This window comes from Phaeodactylibacter sp., from assembly GCF_040219495.1.
Taxonomy (GTDB): Bacteria; Bacteroidota; Bacteroidia; order Chitinophagales; family Saprospiraceae; genus Phaeodactylibacter.
The window spans coordinates 1-14,202 of sequence record NZ_JAVJSK010000039.1 but is presented as its reverse complement, the minus strand read 5'-3'; the positions used below and the strand labels follow the sequence as shown (position 1 = coordinate 14,202).

Here is a 14,202-nt window from a genome sequence, read left to right as displayed (position 1 = left end):
TTTAGTGACTTCGCCAGAACCATAAATCCTTGATTTTCATGACGAAACCGCTCCAGACATATTCTTGCCAATAAAGTTCGTTATTCTTCCCGGAACATTAGCCACTTTCTTGGAAAAGTTGAAACGAGGTGTACATATACCGGCCTCCTCCCGTGAGACTCGGCTCCAGCAAAACAGGGTTTTTGAGATTTTGCCTTGATCAACCTACGCACAGAGCAATTCCTTTACAAAATCTTTATAACGCAATCGTTATATTTGAGGCAAAAATTGGACTTCCTTAAAACCAGAAAATACAGCAAGAAAAAGCAATACCTAATCAGTGTTTTGCTGATCATATTGACGGCCGTTTTATGCTTTTTTTCCGTTGAGTTTATTGGCTACAGAGCAGTCGCCTTAATTTTGCTATTAGTCGTTTCGGTCAATGCTATTCTATTTGATATCCTGCCCGTAATGCTTTGCGCATTGCTTAGCGCTTTGATTTGGAACTTCTTTTTTATCCCACCCATTTTTAACTGGCAAATTGCCACGCCGGAAGACGGCCTGATGTTCCTGATGTATTTCGTGATCGCCTCGATAAACGCGGTGCTGACTTTCAAAATCCGCGAAGTGGAAAGGAAAGAAAGGGATGAAGAAGAAAAGGGCAAGGCCATCCAACTCTACAATACTTTGCTCAATTCTCTTTCACACGAATTGAGGACGCCTATTTCAACCATTATCGGTGCAGTAGACACGATAAAGGATGATCAAACCAAACTCTCCGCAGACAATCGGGATGCGCTTCATTCGGAAATTGAAATCGCAGCGTTCCGGTTAAACAGGCAGGTGGAAAACCTCCTGAGTATGAGCCGGCTCGAAGCGGGGTTTATCCAACCCCGGGCCGATTGGTGCGATGTGAACGAGCTGGTCTTCTCAGCTATCCAAGACAACCAAGACAACGCCAATCATCACAAAATCGAGTTCGCGCCTGATGAAAGTTTGCCGCTGTTTAAATTGGACAGTGGTTTGGTGGAGCAAATTCTTTATAACCTGATCCATAATGCCTTGCAGCATACACCCCAAAACACGGAGATAAAAATTGAAGTCAGCTATAGCGATAAAAACTGCATCATACAAGTATTGGACAATGGAGAGGGTTTCCCTGAAAACGAAATCGATCTCGTCTTCGATAAATTCTACCGGTTAAACCACACCGGAGCAGGCGGGACCGGGCTGGGGCTTTCAATTGTAAAAGGTTTTACGAAGGCCATGAGTGGCAATGTGCAGTTGGTCAACAGGCAGGAGGGCGGGGCAAAGTTCATCATTGAAATCCCCTGTGAATTTTCGCAACAAATAAATCTGGAAAATGAATAAGGCAGAAATACTCATTATTGATGATGAAGCGCAAATCAGAAAGCTGCTGCAAATAAACCTGGAGAGCAATGGCTATAAAGTCATTCAGGCCAGCACTGGCAATGAAGGGCTGGTTTTAGCGGCCAGTCATCCGCCCGACCTTATTCTGCTCGATATTGGCTTGCCGGATAAAAGCGGACACGAAATTTTGAAAGAGCTACGGGAATGGTATAACAAGCCTGTTCTCATCCTTTCGGTTCAGGATACGGAAGCCGACATCGTTTCTGCCCTCGACAATGGGGCAACCGATTACCTGACCAAGCCTTTCCGCACCGGCGAATTATTAGCAAGAATCCGGTCTGCTATCCGAAGAAGTCAAAACACAGAAAATGATTCAACAATCACTTGCGGAGATCTTGAAATTGACTTAATTGCCCGGATCGTTAAGCTAAAAGGGGAAGCCATCAAACTCACTGCAACCGAGTACAATTTACTGGCACTGTTTGCTAAAAATGAAGGTAAAGTGTTGACCCATCAATACCTGCTAAAAGAAATTTGGGGCTACAGTTATCAAACCGAAACGCAATACCTGCGGGTTTTTGTGGGAACCCTTCGCAAGAAGATTGAAGAAAACCCAAACAACCCCCAGCGCATCACAACGGAAAGCGGTGTCGGTTATCGCTTTCAGTAGTCTTTATAAAATCTTTACGCAAAGTGTTTCGATCTTGATTTTTTACGTATACAAATTTCCTGAAGTTTGAACGTAAAAGAAACAAGAGATGAACGACTGTAGCATCAAGATCATGTTAATAGTTGCCTTAACTATAGGAACCATCATCATCATGCTTTTATCCTTTCATGCTTTGACGGAGGCCTATAGGAATTTCAAAAAGCGCAATTAGAGCTTGTTTGGAGGTGATTTGCAACGTAAAGGTGCTCCAAACATACGCTACAGGCCAGTTCTTTATGAAATCTTTATACAAGAGGGACGATCCTTGATTTTCTGCTTATCACTTTCATCTGATCTTTGCCGTATTAAAAGATTACACCGATGAAATGGGACTTTTTCTATGATGAAGGTAATGGCAAACCTTACGAATCTATTTCGGAATGGTATGCGGACATCAGGCATTTGATTGCCCCGGGTATCCTAATGATAGGTTTGGGGGTTACGGCTTTTATCTACTTCAGGTATTTCCATTTCTAAAAAAAACAAAAATGGAGCCCGTAAACGAACTGCCCTCAACAAAAAGCAGGAGCAAAAAAGCAAAAAAAAGCACTTGGTATCAATTCAGGAAACGGTACCTGAAGTTTCAGCTTTCCCTTTCTCCTCAGCAAAACCTGCTTTATGGTTTTTTGACTTATACCCTGATAGGGTGGGGGCTACTCTGCCTGCCATTTTTTCATAAGCAATCCGTTGCAGCTTTAGATAGCCTTTTTATAGCCACCTCCGCTATTTCAACCACCGGGCTGGTTACCGTAAGCGTTTTTGATACCTACAATTGGTTTGGGCAGTTCATTGTGATGTTACTTTTCCAGATTGGTGGAATTGGCTATATGACCTTCACCTCCTTTGTTATCCTCTCGAGGAAAGGCCCGCTGACCCGTTGGCATCAGCGGATTTTAAATGCAGAGTTTACCATGCCGAAGGGCTTTGATATCAAAGATTTTTTAAAGTCCGTTATTGTCTTCACCATCCTGTTGGAAACCCTTGGGGCGCTGTGCTTTTATATTGCGTTCACACGAGCAGGTGTTGAGCACAACTTCGCCATTTGGAGCAGTATTTTCCATAGCGTTTCTGCCTTTTGCACCGCCGGCTTTGGGTTGTATAATGATAGTTTTGAGCAGTTTGCAGACCATACGTTTATCAACACTATCATCTCGGTTTTAGCTATTTCCGGCTCATTGGGCTTTATTGTGGTGACCGACCTGTGGAACAGAATTTCGGGGAAAACAAAGAAAATAACGTTTACCACCATCATTATTTTTGGAGTCATCATCTTACTGTTAACCCTTGGCACGGTGATGATATACTTTTTTGAGCCTTCGGTAAGCCAATTGGGTGAAAACAAACTCATGGTTTCCTTCTTTCAGTCTATGACTGCACTGACCACAGTAGGCTTCAATACCGTTTCGGTTGGCAGGTTTTCTTTGGGGGTCATGCTGGTGATTATTTTCCTGATGTACGTAGGGGCTTCCCCTTCAGGGACAGGCGGGGGCATGAAGTCCACTACGCTGACCGCCTTATTGGCGATCATGTGGAGCAGGATCAGGAACAACCGGCGAGTCACTTTCTTTGGGAGAGTCATTCCATTGGAAAGACTGTATGTAGCCACCTCCGTTTTTATGCTTTACGCATCGGTTATCTTCCTGTCCACTTTTTTGCTGGCCATGACTGAACCGTTTCCATTAGATCAAATCCTGTTCGAAACAACATCCGCCATTAGTACTGTAGGGCTAAGTACAGGCATCACCGGCAACCTGACGGCCTGGGGTAAAGTGGTGGTTATTTTTGTAATGTTCGTAGGCCGGTTAGGCTTATTGACTTTTGGATTGGCTATCTTGGCAAGGAAAAACAGGATTAAAACAATAGAAGATGAAGAAGATTTGGCAGTATAAAGTGATGGCCGCCTTTTGTCTAATAAGTTTCACCCTTTCCGCACAGGTGGACAGCAGTTGGTCCCAAAAGCCGGTACTCAATATTTCAGGTTTTGCAGATATATTCTACGTGTATGATTTTAACGAGCCGCAAGGCACAGGGCGGCAACCGTTTTTATTCAACCACAACCGGCATAATGAATTTAATTTGAATTTAGGGCTGATAAAATTCGACCTGCAGCATACCAAATACCGAGCTGGTTTTGCCTTGCAAACAGGGACCTACGCCAATGACAACTACGCAGCCGAACCGGGGCTTTTGAAGAATATCTTTGAAGCGAACATTGGAATTGCCCTCAATAAAGAAAACAACCTATGGTTAGATGCAGGCATCCTGCCTTCTCACATAGGATTTGAAAGCGCCATTTCAATGGACAATATGACTCTGACGCGGTCCCTGCTGGCAGAAAACTCCCCTTACTTTCTGACAGGCGCAAAACTGACTTATCAGCCAAACGACCAATGGCAAATAGCAGCATTGATCACCAACGGTTGGCAACGTATTCAGCGTTTGGAAGGCAATTCCATGCAGTCATTTGGCACACAGGTTAATTTCAGCCCTACCGAAAAGGTAAGACTCAACTGGAGTACCTTTATTGGAACTGATGACCCCGACACAACAAGGCGATTACGGTACTTCAATAACCTTTACGGGCAATTTCAGGTTACTGACAAGTTTGGGTTGATCGCAGGTTTCGACCTCGGAGCACAGCAAAGCACCAAAAACAGTTCAACCTATGACTTTTGGTACAGCCCCGTAATCATTGGGCAATACACCATCAACCAAACCTGGAAAACGGCTGTACGGGTTGAATCCTATCAGGACGAAACAGGCATCATCACAACAACCGCAACGGGGAACGCTCTCCAAACGACAGCCTACTCATTAAATCTCGACTACGCACCCACACCAAATATCATTTGCAGACTGGAAGGCCGTTTGCTAAACAACAGGGAAAATATTTTTGAAACGCCAACCGCCCCCACAAACAACAACTTTTTTATTGCGGCATCTATGGCCATCCGGTTTTCGGAGACGGTGGGGACTGGTGCTCTGTCAGGTATGGAATGACAAGTAGAACAGACCGCATATAAAAGTCGACTTTGGAGAAGTCACATGTTATCCTCAGCCTGGGGGAAGTACTCCTTCTGCTCAGCTCTGGCCACCCAACTTTTCAAGCTTGACGGCGCACTGGTGGAATTAGTGACGAGTAAAAGCAGGCTGAACAGCCTACTACCAAATGCCCTAACAGACTATAAACATTACCATAAATGGTATTCACTTCCTGCAGTCTATTCCCACCCCCCCTAATCCAAACCCCTGTCAATATTCGTACCTTGTCAACATGAAGACCACCTTGTTCCTCTTGTTGTGTTTTGGGGCGGGCCTGCTGTACGGACAAGACAGCAAAGATTCCCTACAGCAATCCTCCTCCCGCATCGTTGCGTTGCCTATTGTTTTTCTGACGCCCGAAACGAGCTGGGGCTTCGGGGCAGCAGGTATCTACACCTTCCGCCTGCCCGGAGAGTCGCCCGAAAGCCGGCCCTCGCAGTTGCAGCTGGGGGGCGCATACACCCTGGAAAATCAGGTCCTGGCCTATCTGCCGTTTCAGGTGTTTGCCAAAGCCGGGCAGTACAACGTTTACGGTGAGCTGGGCTACTACCGGTACACCTATTTCTATTACGGCATTGGCAATCAGTACGAAGACTACGATGGAGAGTTGTTCGACCTGGCTTTTCCCAGGGTACGCCTAAACGCTGCTCGCCGGACTTTCGGGCAGTGGTACGTTGGCTTCCGCTTTTGGCTCGATGATATGGACGTAAGTGGCCTGGAGCCGGGTGGCCTTTTGGAAGCAGAAGGGGCAACGGGCCAATCGGGCGGCCTGCTGACGGCAGCGGGCGGTTTTCTGCTGCTCGATCAGCGCGACAACGTGTTCTATCCCACCGCAGGGCATTACCTTGAACTTGGAGCGGTCCGCAGTGGTTCCTTCGTGGGGAGTCAGTTCGATTTCACAAAGTACGCCCTTGATGCCCGCAAGTACTGGTCTGCCGGGACAGGAGCGGTTGTAGCCCTCAACGCCTATCTGGAGGCCAATACCGGTGATCCTCCCTTTACGCACCTGGCGCTTATGGGCGGTACCCGGCGCATGCGCGGTTTCTATGAAGGCCGCTATCGCGACCGGCAGATGGCCATCCTGCAGGCGAGTTACCGGTTTCCCTTATTTTGGCGGCTCAAAGGGGCCGTCTTCGGAGGGCTGGGGAATGTAGCTCGCCAAATCTCAGGCTTCCGGGCCCAAAATACGCGATGGACCGCCGGGCTCGGGCTACGTTTTCTCCTGTTGGAAGCCGAGCAGGTCCATGTACGCCTGGATTACGGGTTTGGTGAAGGGACGAGCGGTTTTTACCTGACGGTAGGGGAGGCGTTTTGAAGGAGCGATGATTTCTGAAAAAGCAATAATCAATGACAGTCAGTATTATTATACCTGCCCTGGATGAAGCAGGGCATATCGGTCCGCTTGTACAGCACTTGCGTGAAAATGCCGATGATCGGGTCGTGGATATACTAGTCGTGGATGCCGGCAGTACAGATGGTACGCCCGAAATCGCTGCGGCAGCCGGTGCGACGGTCCTGAAAGCCCCGCAGAAAGGGCGGTCACGGCAGATGAACTACGGCGCACAGCAGAGTAGGGGAGCGGTGCTCTATTTCGTCCACGCCGATACCCTGCCCCCGGCTTCTTACCTGGACGATATTGCTGCCGCCCGGTCCGGGGGGTATCCGATGGGCGCTTATCAGTCGCGCTTCGATACAGACCATCCCTTGTTGCGCATCAATGCCTATTTTACCCGCTTTGATTTCCTTTGGTGCCGGGGCGGTGATCAGTCGATCTACATCAACCGCGCTGTTTTCGAAGCTATGCAAGGCTACCGGGAGGATTATGTAATCATGGAAGAGTACGACTTGCTGCAGCGGGCTCGCAAAAAATACCCCTTCAAAATAATGCCCAAGGCGACGCTGATTTCCGCCCGCAAGTACGAAGAAAACAGCTACATGCGGGTGCAACTGGCCAATCTGATCGTTTTCAACATGTACCGATTGGGCTTTTCTCAGCAGCGATTGGCCAATACCTACTGCAGGCTTTTGAAATATCGTTAACTTTACGCCCTCAATAACCAATGGAAAGCTTACATGTTGTATTCATTTGTGCGGCCAATTGCCCGCCTGGGTTTGAAAGCCTTTTATCGAAAAATCTACGTCTCCAATGCCGAGCGTATGCCTAGGGATAAGCCGGTTTTTCTGGCATCCAACCACCCTACCGCTTTTATCGAACCCTGCCTGATGGCCTGCTTCCTGGACCGCCCGCTCTTCTTTTTGGTCCGGGGCAATTTGTTCCAGAAGAAAATCTTCGATCAACTGCTGCGCAGCCTGAATATGCTGCCCATTTATCGGCGTAAAGACGGTGGCTACAGCAAGGTCAAGAATAACTATGAGACTTTTCAGTCTGTTTTTAAAGCCCTGCACGACGACCGCACGGTCATGATCCTCATCGAGGGTAGTACGATACAGGTGAAACGGCTGCGGCCTTTGAAAAAAGGCACTGCCCGAATGGCTTTCGGCGCTATTGAAGCGTACGATCTGGAAGAGGTCTACATCGTGCCCGGCGGTGTCAATTTCACCTATGCCGAGCGGCCGCGCTCAGAGGTGATGATAGAGATTGGTGAGCCGGTTAAAGCCCGGGACTATCTGGAGGAATATGTGCACAACCCCAACAGGGCCATCATGGAGCTGACCAATGCGGTAAAGCCGGCTCTGGAAGACTGTCTTGTAGTTGTAGAAAAACCCGAAAACGATGAGGTGGTGGAAGGCCTCCTGCAAATGCACCGCAGTGCTTTTAAAGCGCCTCGCTTCCCGGTAGTATCCAATGACCCGGAGCGCTTCGAAATGGAAAAAGCTGTAGCCACGAAAGTGAGCAGAGCAGATCCCGGGTTGCTGCCTGAATTGCGGGAAGCAGTAGGCAACTACATGGAGCACCTCGGGCAGTTCGGGCTGGAAGACCGCACCCTTGTGCACCGCGGCGCCCCCCCGGCGGCCTGGCCCCTGTGGCTGGGCTTTCCCGTCTTTGCCTTGGGCTATGCTTTCAACAAACCACTGACGCTACCCGGCAAGCGTATTTCCGAAACTCGCGTTAAAACCCACGAATTTGTGATGCCCGTACGCTGGGCCGTCAGCTTGGGTATGTACCTGCTGAGCACCCTGACGATAATTGTAGTCACTCTCGCCACACAGGCGTGGTGGCTGCTCCCGGCTTATTTGGGCCTGTTATTGTCGGGCTACTTCGCACTGTATTACCTGGAGTACCGGCATGAATACCGGCAACACCGGCGTCTGCGCATCGTGCCCAACCGGCAGGTGGAGGCCTTGCTGAAACGGCGGGAAGAGGTACTGGGCTTGTACAATAGCCTGAAGCCAAAGCTCGAAAAGGCTTGAGAGTATGTTTGGAGGTGATTTACAACGTAAAGGTGCTCCAAACATACTCATACTCGTAATTAAAACTTGTGGCTAATGCCTACGCTAACGGAAACGCCCGGATTCACCCGGTTGAAAATCTGTGGTGTCGCCTCAAAGGACTGGTAGAAGCTCTCCACCTCGTCATTCAGGATATTGTTGATGCCAAAGTCGAGGGTTGTATTCTGCTCTACACCCAGCTTTTTATTGAAGCTGAAGTTCAGGCTATGGAAGGGCTGGAAGTAGACGTCCGGGTACAAGCCGGTGCCTACAATCTGCAGCGTTTCCCCTTTGACGTTATAAAACAGGCCAGCGTCGATTCCGTTATCGCGGTTGCCGTAGGTCAGGCCTGCGTTGATGACGTAAGGTGCCTGCCCGGCCATTTGGCGGGTATTCTCGACGGTTTGCCCTTCCCGCTCAAATAACTGACGGTTGTTAAACTCTGCATCGGTCATGTCAATTTGAGATTCTACCACGGTGACATTACCGCTAAAGGAGAAGTCCCCCAGCGCAGGAGCAATGAAGTTCAGGCTCTTGCGCACTTCAAATTCCAATCCAAAGAGTTGCCCATCCCCCACGTTACGGGGCTGGAACTCCGCACTGGTCGCCGCCTGAGGCAGCCGCACCAATTCTATGGGCTGATCGAACCGCTTGTAGAAACCGCTGATAGAGAAGATCTGTCCGCCTTCCATGAACAGCTCCCAGCGCAGGTCGATGTTATCAATACGAGTCGCTACCAGATTGCCGTCCCAGGCTCCGAGGCTAAACAGGCTACCATTGAAAATCCGGTTGGTTACCGGGTCCAGGATCTGGGCAAAGGACAGCTCTTTGAAGGAAGGCCGCGCAATAGTCCGGGAGTAAGCTGCGCGCAGGTTCTGCTCTTCCTGAATGCTGTAAATTAAATTGACGGAAGGGAAAAAGTCCAGATCATCCAGGACCTTTTCGCTTTCCAGGTTATTTCCTCCGGGGTCACCGCTGGAAAAACGCTGGTCACGGCCGGTATGGCGCTGAACGTAGTTTTCTGCACGTATGCCAACAATGGTTTTAAGGCCTGGGAACAGGTCAGCTTCGTTGGAAACGTATAGTCCTGTATTGCTTACTGTTGAATTATACTGGTTCGGGTTAGGAATATTATTGCCCGATTGATAGTAGATGTTTCCGGTTGGGAACAGGTTCTCATCAACAAGTACATCATTTGGGGCCGGATCAAAAGAAGTACTGCCTCCGAAGAACTGAACGTCATAGAAGAGGATTTCGTAATCCCGCTCTTTGAAGGTATAGGCACCTCCAAACTTAAGCCGGGCATTTTCACCCCGGAAGGTATATTGCTTGGTGACGTCCACTTTCCCGACCAGGTTGGTCTCGTCCAGGTAGCGCCAGATCCGTGAAGGGTTGCCTCCTGCACCGGCTACGAAGTTGGTATCAACCGGAGATGCCGTGAAGGCCGTCTTACGGATGTCCGGATCATCAGAGGTAGAGATAGTCGCAGCAGTACGCCAGTCCACTTCCCATCCTTTATCGCCCAGTACGTGTGTGCCGTTCAGCAGGAAGTTGGTCAGGGAACGCTGATTGTATTCCAGGTTGTCAGACAACGCGATGAAACCAGACTGGCCAATCGCGTCGCCGTTGTTGTCGATCACGAACTGGCCCGCACGCTTTTCCCCATTTTGAAGGCGCATAGCAGTGAGGCGGTACTTGGAGCGTTGAGTTTTGTACGCCAGGCCTGCAAGTCCGCCGATCAGAATACTTTGCTCACCGAGTTGTCCAAACTGATCGTTGGCATATATCATCTCGTAATCTGCCGGGTCTGTCACCCGCTGGTATTCTCCATAAAATACATCATCATAGTAAGTGTAGTCATTGCGATAGGAGAGGGACATTATATAGCCGAGTTTGCCTTCTTTTTCGTTGTTCAGTGTAAGCTGATTGGCAAGAGACACACTGGCGCTGTAGTCGAGGAAGCTGGTTTCGCGATTGGCGCCCAGCTCCGGGTTGAAGCTGCGGATAAACTGGCCCACTTCCTCAGAGGAGTTACCGCTGATAGGAGTGGGGATATTGGCCCTGCCCGCCCCATTAGGCAACGCGCGGGAGCCATCGTCAAAGCCGAGGAAGTCGGTATCGCCACCATCGTAAGTGAGGAAGTCATTGGTGAGGTTCATCTGGGGGTTATAACCCAGGCTAACGGATGCAGAAACGAGTTTTTCCTCAGGGAAATCCTTGGTTTCTATGTTCAGCAGGCCCCCGGTAAAGTCGGCCGGCATGTCAGCCGTGAAGTTTTTGCTCACGACCAGGTTGTCGATCAGGCTGGTAGGGAAGATGTCCATCTGAATGGTGTTCCGGTCGGGGTCCAGCCCCGGTATATCCACACCATTAAGGGTCGTCTTGGAATAGCGGTCCCCCAGTCCACGAACGTAGACATATTTGCCGCCTTCAATGGAAACACCGGTTACACGCTTGGCCGCTTCCACTGCGGTGGCATCCCCCGTCAGCTGCATGCGCGCCGAGGAGATACCGTCCAGCATGGCAGGCGCTTTTTTCTTGATGGTCATCAAAGCCGCCTCCGTTGTGCGGATGGCTTTGCCGGTGACGACGACCTCCTGTAGTTGTTTGGTGTCATCTCCCAGGCGGATTTCACCGAGAGCGTTGACTTCACCGGCCACCACTTCGACGTCAGCAATTGTCAGGGTCTGAAAACCGATGTAGGAAATCTGTACCGCATAAGTGCCAGGAGCAATAGGAATGGAAAACTGTCCGTCAAGGTCAGTAACCGTACCGCGGTCGGAATCTTTAACCAGCACGTTTGCTCCAATCACTGTAAAGCCACTTTCGTCTTCAATTACGGTGCCTCGGATGGTGCCATTTTGAGCGGTTGCAAACAGTGCAGTGAGTAGGAATAGGATAGTTAAAAGCTGCCTCATGTGCTTAAATTATTTAGGGCAATTTTAAAGTGAAAAGATTCACGGCCCGGAAGCCATGAATCTTTTCAGTATCATTTATCAAAAATGATGGAGAGAAATAATGTCAGAATAATAGTTTGTCATTCGGCTTAAAGGCCGTCCAGTCCGCCTCTGATAGAAGCCCAGGTCCAGCCGAGGTCAGACTTGTCAGCAACTGGAGCACCACCAGCAGAGATACCTGCAGGTACAGTGCCTTCTTCCATTAGTCCTTCAAGGTCTGCTGGGTCAACATCAAAAGTTACGTTAGAAAAAGTCGCTTCTACAGCTTCATCATCAGTAACTGTTTGTCCTGAAGCGAATGGACCAACAAAGTGAATGTTGCTCATGTCAACTGGAGTCGGGCTATCTCCTGCATCTACATCAATAAGGAAACCAGTTGCACCGGCAACGAGCTCTAGCTCATCATCATCGTTGAGTTCGAAGATGCCAGCAACAACAGTACCGTTTTTGATGGTATGGCGGGCAATGTAAGAACCTTCAGGACCGTCCAGCTCTAAGCAGCTACCAACAGGCGTAACTACGAAGAAGTTGTCAAGGGTACCCGCCCAGGACTGATCGGTATCAATAGCGTCATCGCCAGCGTTCCAAACGACCACGTTGTTGACATCAACTGTGCCACCGAACCACTCGATACCATCGTCCTGGTTAGCTACTACTTCAACGTTATTGATTGTGGTAGCAGAACCTACACCGCCGAGCGTAAGGCCGTTGATTTCGTTACCTGCACCGATGTTTGCGCCACCGTGGCGGATAGAGATGTGAGAGATAACGCCAGAGTTGTCGCCATCGTCATTACCACCGTAAAGACCGTTAGTGTCCGTTGAAGGAATGCCTTCGATTTGAACTTCGCTCAGGTCTTCACCTTGAGAACCATCTGCATTTCTGGCAGATGCTGAGATAGTTGCGTTACCCAAAACAATCACACCACCCCAAAGGCCATTGATGTCCGGATCGAGGTTCGGGCTTGCGAAGTCACCGCCAGCTACCTGCTCAGGCGTAATTTCGTCAGCGATAGAAGTGAAAATAATTGGTGCATCAGCTGTACCTTCAGCAATCAGTGTGCCGCCGCGGGCTACGAGCAGCGCCGTTGCGTTAGCGCCTGTACCTGCCTCAGCTTTGATCACAGTACCAGGCTGAATCGTCAGCGTTGCACCGGACTCAACGGTGATTCGGCCGCCCAAAACATAAATCTTGTCAGACTCCCAGGTTGCATCAGAAGTGATGTTCTCCCGCAGGATGATGGTTGATTCATCAACGGGTTCCGGAGTCGGTGTTACGGGGTCATCATCTTCATCACAAGCGGTGAAGGAAAGCGCAGAGACCACGAAAAGCATTGCTAACAGTCGAAAGTTCATAAACAAAAGTTTTTTTGTGTAAGTGTAATCTGCCGCAAATGTCGGGGCTAGTTGATAACCGAAGATTAAAAACGTGTTAATTAATGATTAACTTGTTTTTGGGGCGTCCACCCTGAGAATAGGTTGTTTTGTATTAGGACACTTTGGCAATGCTTGTGTTAAGGCAGGTAATAATGAAACTTAACCTTGGCTTAACACCACCTGCAGGAGTAGTCGCTAATTTTGTCGCTCACTATTTTAGAAGCAAACAACACATGGATCCATCCCTGATTTTTATGTGGGCGGGTTTTATCCTCGCTGGTTATTCCGTAGTCGGTAATGATAGTATCCAAACCCTGGGCACCTTTCTTTCTTCCAATGAAGAGCGTTCCTGGTTCGTCCTCTGGCTATTTGCCGGCAGTATATTATCCGCTACATTGGTATATGGCTGGCTGAACTACGGTGGCGATGTGTCCTACGGCCGCCTGGAAAAGTACCCGCTCCCGGACCCCTTTGCCTGGTATTACCTGCTGCCGCCTCTGGTACTGATGTCGCTCACCCGTACGGGGATTCCGGTGAGTACCTCTTTCCTCATCCTGACCTTCTTCAATGAGAAGAACCTGGTAGACATGACGGTGAAGTCCATCCTGGGGTATATCGTTGCTTTTACGGTGGCGATTATTATTTATTTTGTCATCACCAAATCGGTAGAGCGCCGCTTTATCGAGACCCGGCCCACTGCTGCCGACCGCCGCCTTTGGGTGCCCCTACAGTGGCTTTCCACCGGCTTCCTGTGGTCGCAGTGGCTGATTCAGGACTTCGCCAATATCTACGTTTACCTTCCCCGCTCTACGAGTGCCACGACGCTGGCTGTTTCGCTGGTCATTCTGCTTTCTCTTTTGGCTTACATCTTCTACAGCAAAGGGGGCGCCATCCAGAAAATCGTAAAAGCCAAGACCAATACCGTAGATATCCGCTCGGCCACCATTATTGATGCCACTTACGGTGTGGTGCTGTTCTTCTTCAAAGAGATGAGCAATATCCCGATGAGCACCACCTGGGTGTTCATTGGCCTGCTGGCTGGCCGGGAGATCGCGATCCGCTATCAGCTGGACAAGAAGTTCTCCCGTGAGCTCTTCCGGATGATCCTGTCTGACCTGGGCAAAGTGTTCTTTGGCTTGGTGATAAGTATCCTCCTGGTACTGTTTATTAAATTCCTGGCGGCTTAGGGATGTTACATAGCATTTCTAAGAGCGTGTTGGGCCTTTCGTAATCGGCTTGTCCCGGTGCACCGCATAGGCGTCAACCGTTTTTTAATTTGGAGATTAAATCGCCATGATTCTTCCTTCGCCTGACTTCATAGGCGCAGTTCCGCTCAATATGTGCGACCCATATATCTTCGGTTAATTGCTGCAGGTTT

11 protein-coding genes are annotated in these 14,202 nt (G+C 49.3%); 9 read left to right on the top strand and 2 right to left on the bottom strand.

Going from position 1 to position 14,202, the window contains the following annotated elements:
* Positions 1 to 255 precede the first annotated feature (255 nt).
* The 8 genes from RIC19_RS05390 to RIC19_RS05355 all read left to right on the top strand — a co-directional run bounded on the left by RIC19_RS05390 (position 256) and on the right by RIC19_RS05355 (position 8,473).
* Positions 256 to 1,350, top strand: a complete 1,095-nt coding sequence (locus RIC19_RS05390; RefSeq protein WP_350177270.1) for a sensor histidine kinase — start codon at positions 256 to 258, stop codon at positions 1,348 to 1,350.
* Positions 1,343 to 2,020, top strand: a complete 678-nt coding sequence (locus RIC19_RS05385) for a response regulator (protein ID WP_350177269.1) — start codon at positions 1,343 to 1,345, stop codon at positions 2,018 to 2,020. Before RIC19_RS05390 ends, RIC19_RS05385 begins: the two co-directional genes overlap by 8 nt.
* A gap of 360 nt (positions 2,021 to 2,380) precedes the next feature.
* Positions 2,381 to 2,536, top strand: coding sequence for a hypothetical protein (locus RIC19_RS05380; RefSeq protein ID WP_350177268.1), 156 nt, complete (start codon positions 2,381 to 2,383; stop codon positions 2,534 to 2,536).
* Between the two features lie 149 nt (positions 2,537 to 2,685).
* Positions 2,686 to 3,948 carry a TrkH family potassium uptake protein gene (locus RIC19_RS05375; protein WP_350177267.1) on the top strand — a complete coding sequence of 421 codons (1,263 nt, stop codon included), beginning with the start codon at positions 2,686 to 2,688 and terminating at the stop codon, positions 3,946 to 3,948.
* Entirely contained in the window at positions 3,926 to 5,059 is a 1,134-nt protein-coding gene (locus RIC19_RS05370) for a porin (protein ID WP_350177266.1), read from the top strand. The genes RIC19_RS05375 and RIC19_RS05370 overlap by 23 nt, the downstream gene beginning before the upstream one ends.
* Before the next feature lie 274 nt (positions 5,060 to 5,333).
* The gene (locus tag RIC19_RS05365; RefSeq protein ID WP_350177265.1) at positions 5,334 to 6,416 is read left to right on the top strand and encodes a BamA/TamA family outer membrane protein; all 1,083 of its coding nucleotides are present in this window, start codon (positions 5,334 to 5,336) and stop codon (positions 6,414 to 6,416) included.
* 32 nt (positions 6,417 to 6,448) lie between these two features.
* A complete protein-coding gene (locus RIC19_RS05360; RefSeq protein ID WP_350177264.1) occupies positions 6,449 to 7,141 on the top strand; it encodes a TIGR04283 family arsenosugar biosynthesis glycosyltransferase in 693 nt (230 codons plus the stop codon).
* Between the two features lie 33 nt (positions 7,142 to 7,174).
* Positions 7,175 to 8,473 carry a 1-acyl-sn-glycerol-3-phosphate acyltransferase gene (locus RIC19_RS05355; RefSeq protein WP_350177263.1) on the top strand — a complete coding sequence of 433 codons (1,299 nt, stop codon included), beginning with the start codon at positions 7,175 to 7,177 and terminating at the stop codon, positions 8,471 to 8,473.
* A gap of 59 nt (positions 8,474 to 8,532) precedes the next feature.
* Here the strand turns inward: RIC19_RS05355 and RIC19_RS05350 are convergent, their stop codons facing one another.
* The gene (locus RIC19_RS05350) at positions 8,533 to 11,409 is read right to left on the bottom strand and encodes a TonB-dependent receptor domain-containing protein (protein WP_350177262.1); all 2,877 of its coding nucleotides are present in this window, start codon (positions 11,407 to 11,409) and stop codon (positions 8,533 to 8,535) included.
* A gap of 128 nt (positions 11,410 to 11,537) precedes the next feature.
* Positions 11,538 to 12,803 carry a beta-helix domain-containing protein gene (locus RIC19_RS05345; RefSeq protein WP_350177261.1) on the bottom strand — a complete coding sequence of 422 codons (1,266 nt, stop codon included), beginning with the start codon at positions 12,801 to 12,803 and terminating at the stop codon, positions 11,538 to 11,540.
* Positions 12,804 to 13,057: 254 nt separating this feature from the next.
* On the opposite strand from RIC19_RS05345, the gene RIC19_RS05340 reads away from it, so the two are divergent.
* Positions 13,058 to 14,011 (top strand): hypothetical protein, encoded by a 954-nt coding sequence (locus RIC19_RS05340; protein ID WP_350177260.1) that lies wholly within the window; start codon positions 13,058 to 13,060, stop codon positions 14,009 to 14,011.
* Positions 14,012 to 14,202: the final 191 nt, after the last annotated feature.

What these genes read in the sequence shown, in the direction of transcription:
- RIC19_RS05360 (WP_350177264.1), top strand. Translation starts at nt 6,449, where the DNA reads ATGACAGTCAGTATTATTATACCTGCCCTGGATGAAGCAGGGCATATC.
- RIC19_RS05340 (WP_350177260.1), top strand. Translation starts at nt 13,058, where the DNA reads ATGGATCCATCCCTGATTTTTATGTGGGCGGGTTTTATCCTCGCTGGT.
- RIC19_RS05350 (WP_350177262.1), bottom strand. Translation starts at nt 11,409, where the DNA reads ATGAGGCAGCTTTTAACTATCCTATTCCTACTCACTGCACTGTTTGCA.
- RIC19_RS05370 (WP_350177266.1), top strand. Translation starts at nt 3,926, where the DNA reads ATGAAGAAGATTTGGCAGTATAAAGTGATGGCCGCCTTTTGTCTAATA.
- RIC19_RS05355 (WP_350177263.1), top strand. Translation starts at nt 7,175, where the DNA reads ATGTTGTATTCATTTGTGCGGCCAATTGCCCGCCTGGGTTTGAAAGCC.
- RIC19_RS05385 (WP_350177269.1), top strand. Translation starts at nt 1,343, where the DNA reads ATGAATAAGGCAGAAATACTCATTATTGATGATGAAGCGCAAATCAGA.
- RIC19_RS05365 (WP_350177265.1), top strand. Translation starts at nt 5,334, where the DNA reads ATGAAGACCACCTTGTTCCTCTTGTTGTGTTTTGGGGCGGGCCTGCTG.
- RIC19_RS05345 (WP_350177261.1), bottom strand. Translation starts at nt 12,803, where the DNA reads ATGAACTTTCGACTGTTAGCAATGCTTTTCGTGGTCTCTGCGCTTTCC.
- RIC19_RS05380 (WP_350177268.1), top strand. Translation starts at nt 2,381, where the DNA reads ATGAAATGGGACTTTTTCTATGATGAAGGTAATGGCAAACCTTACGAA.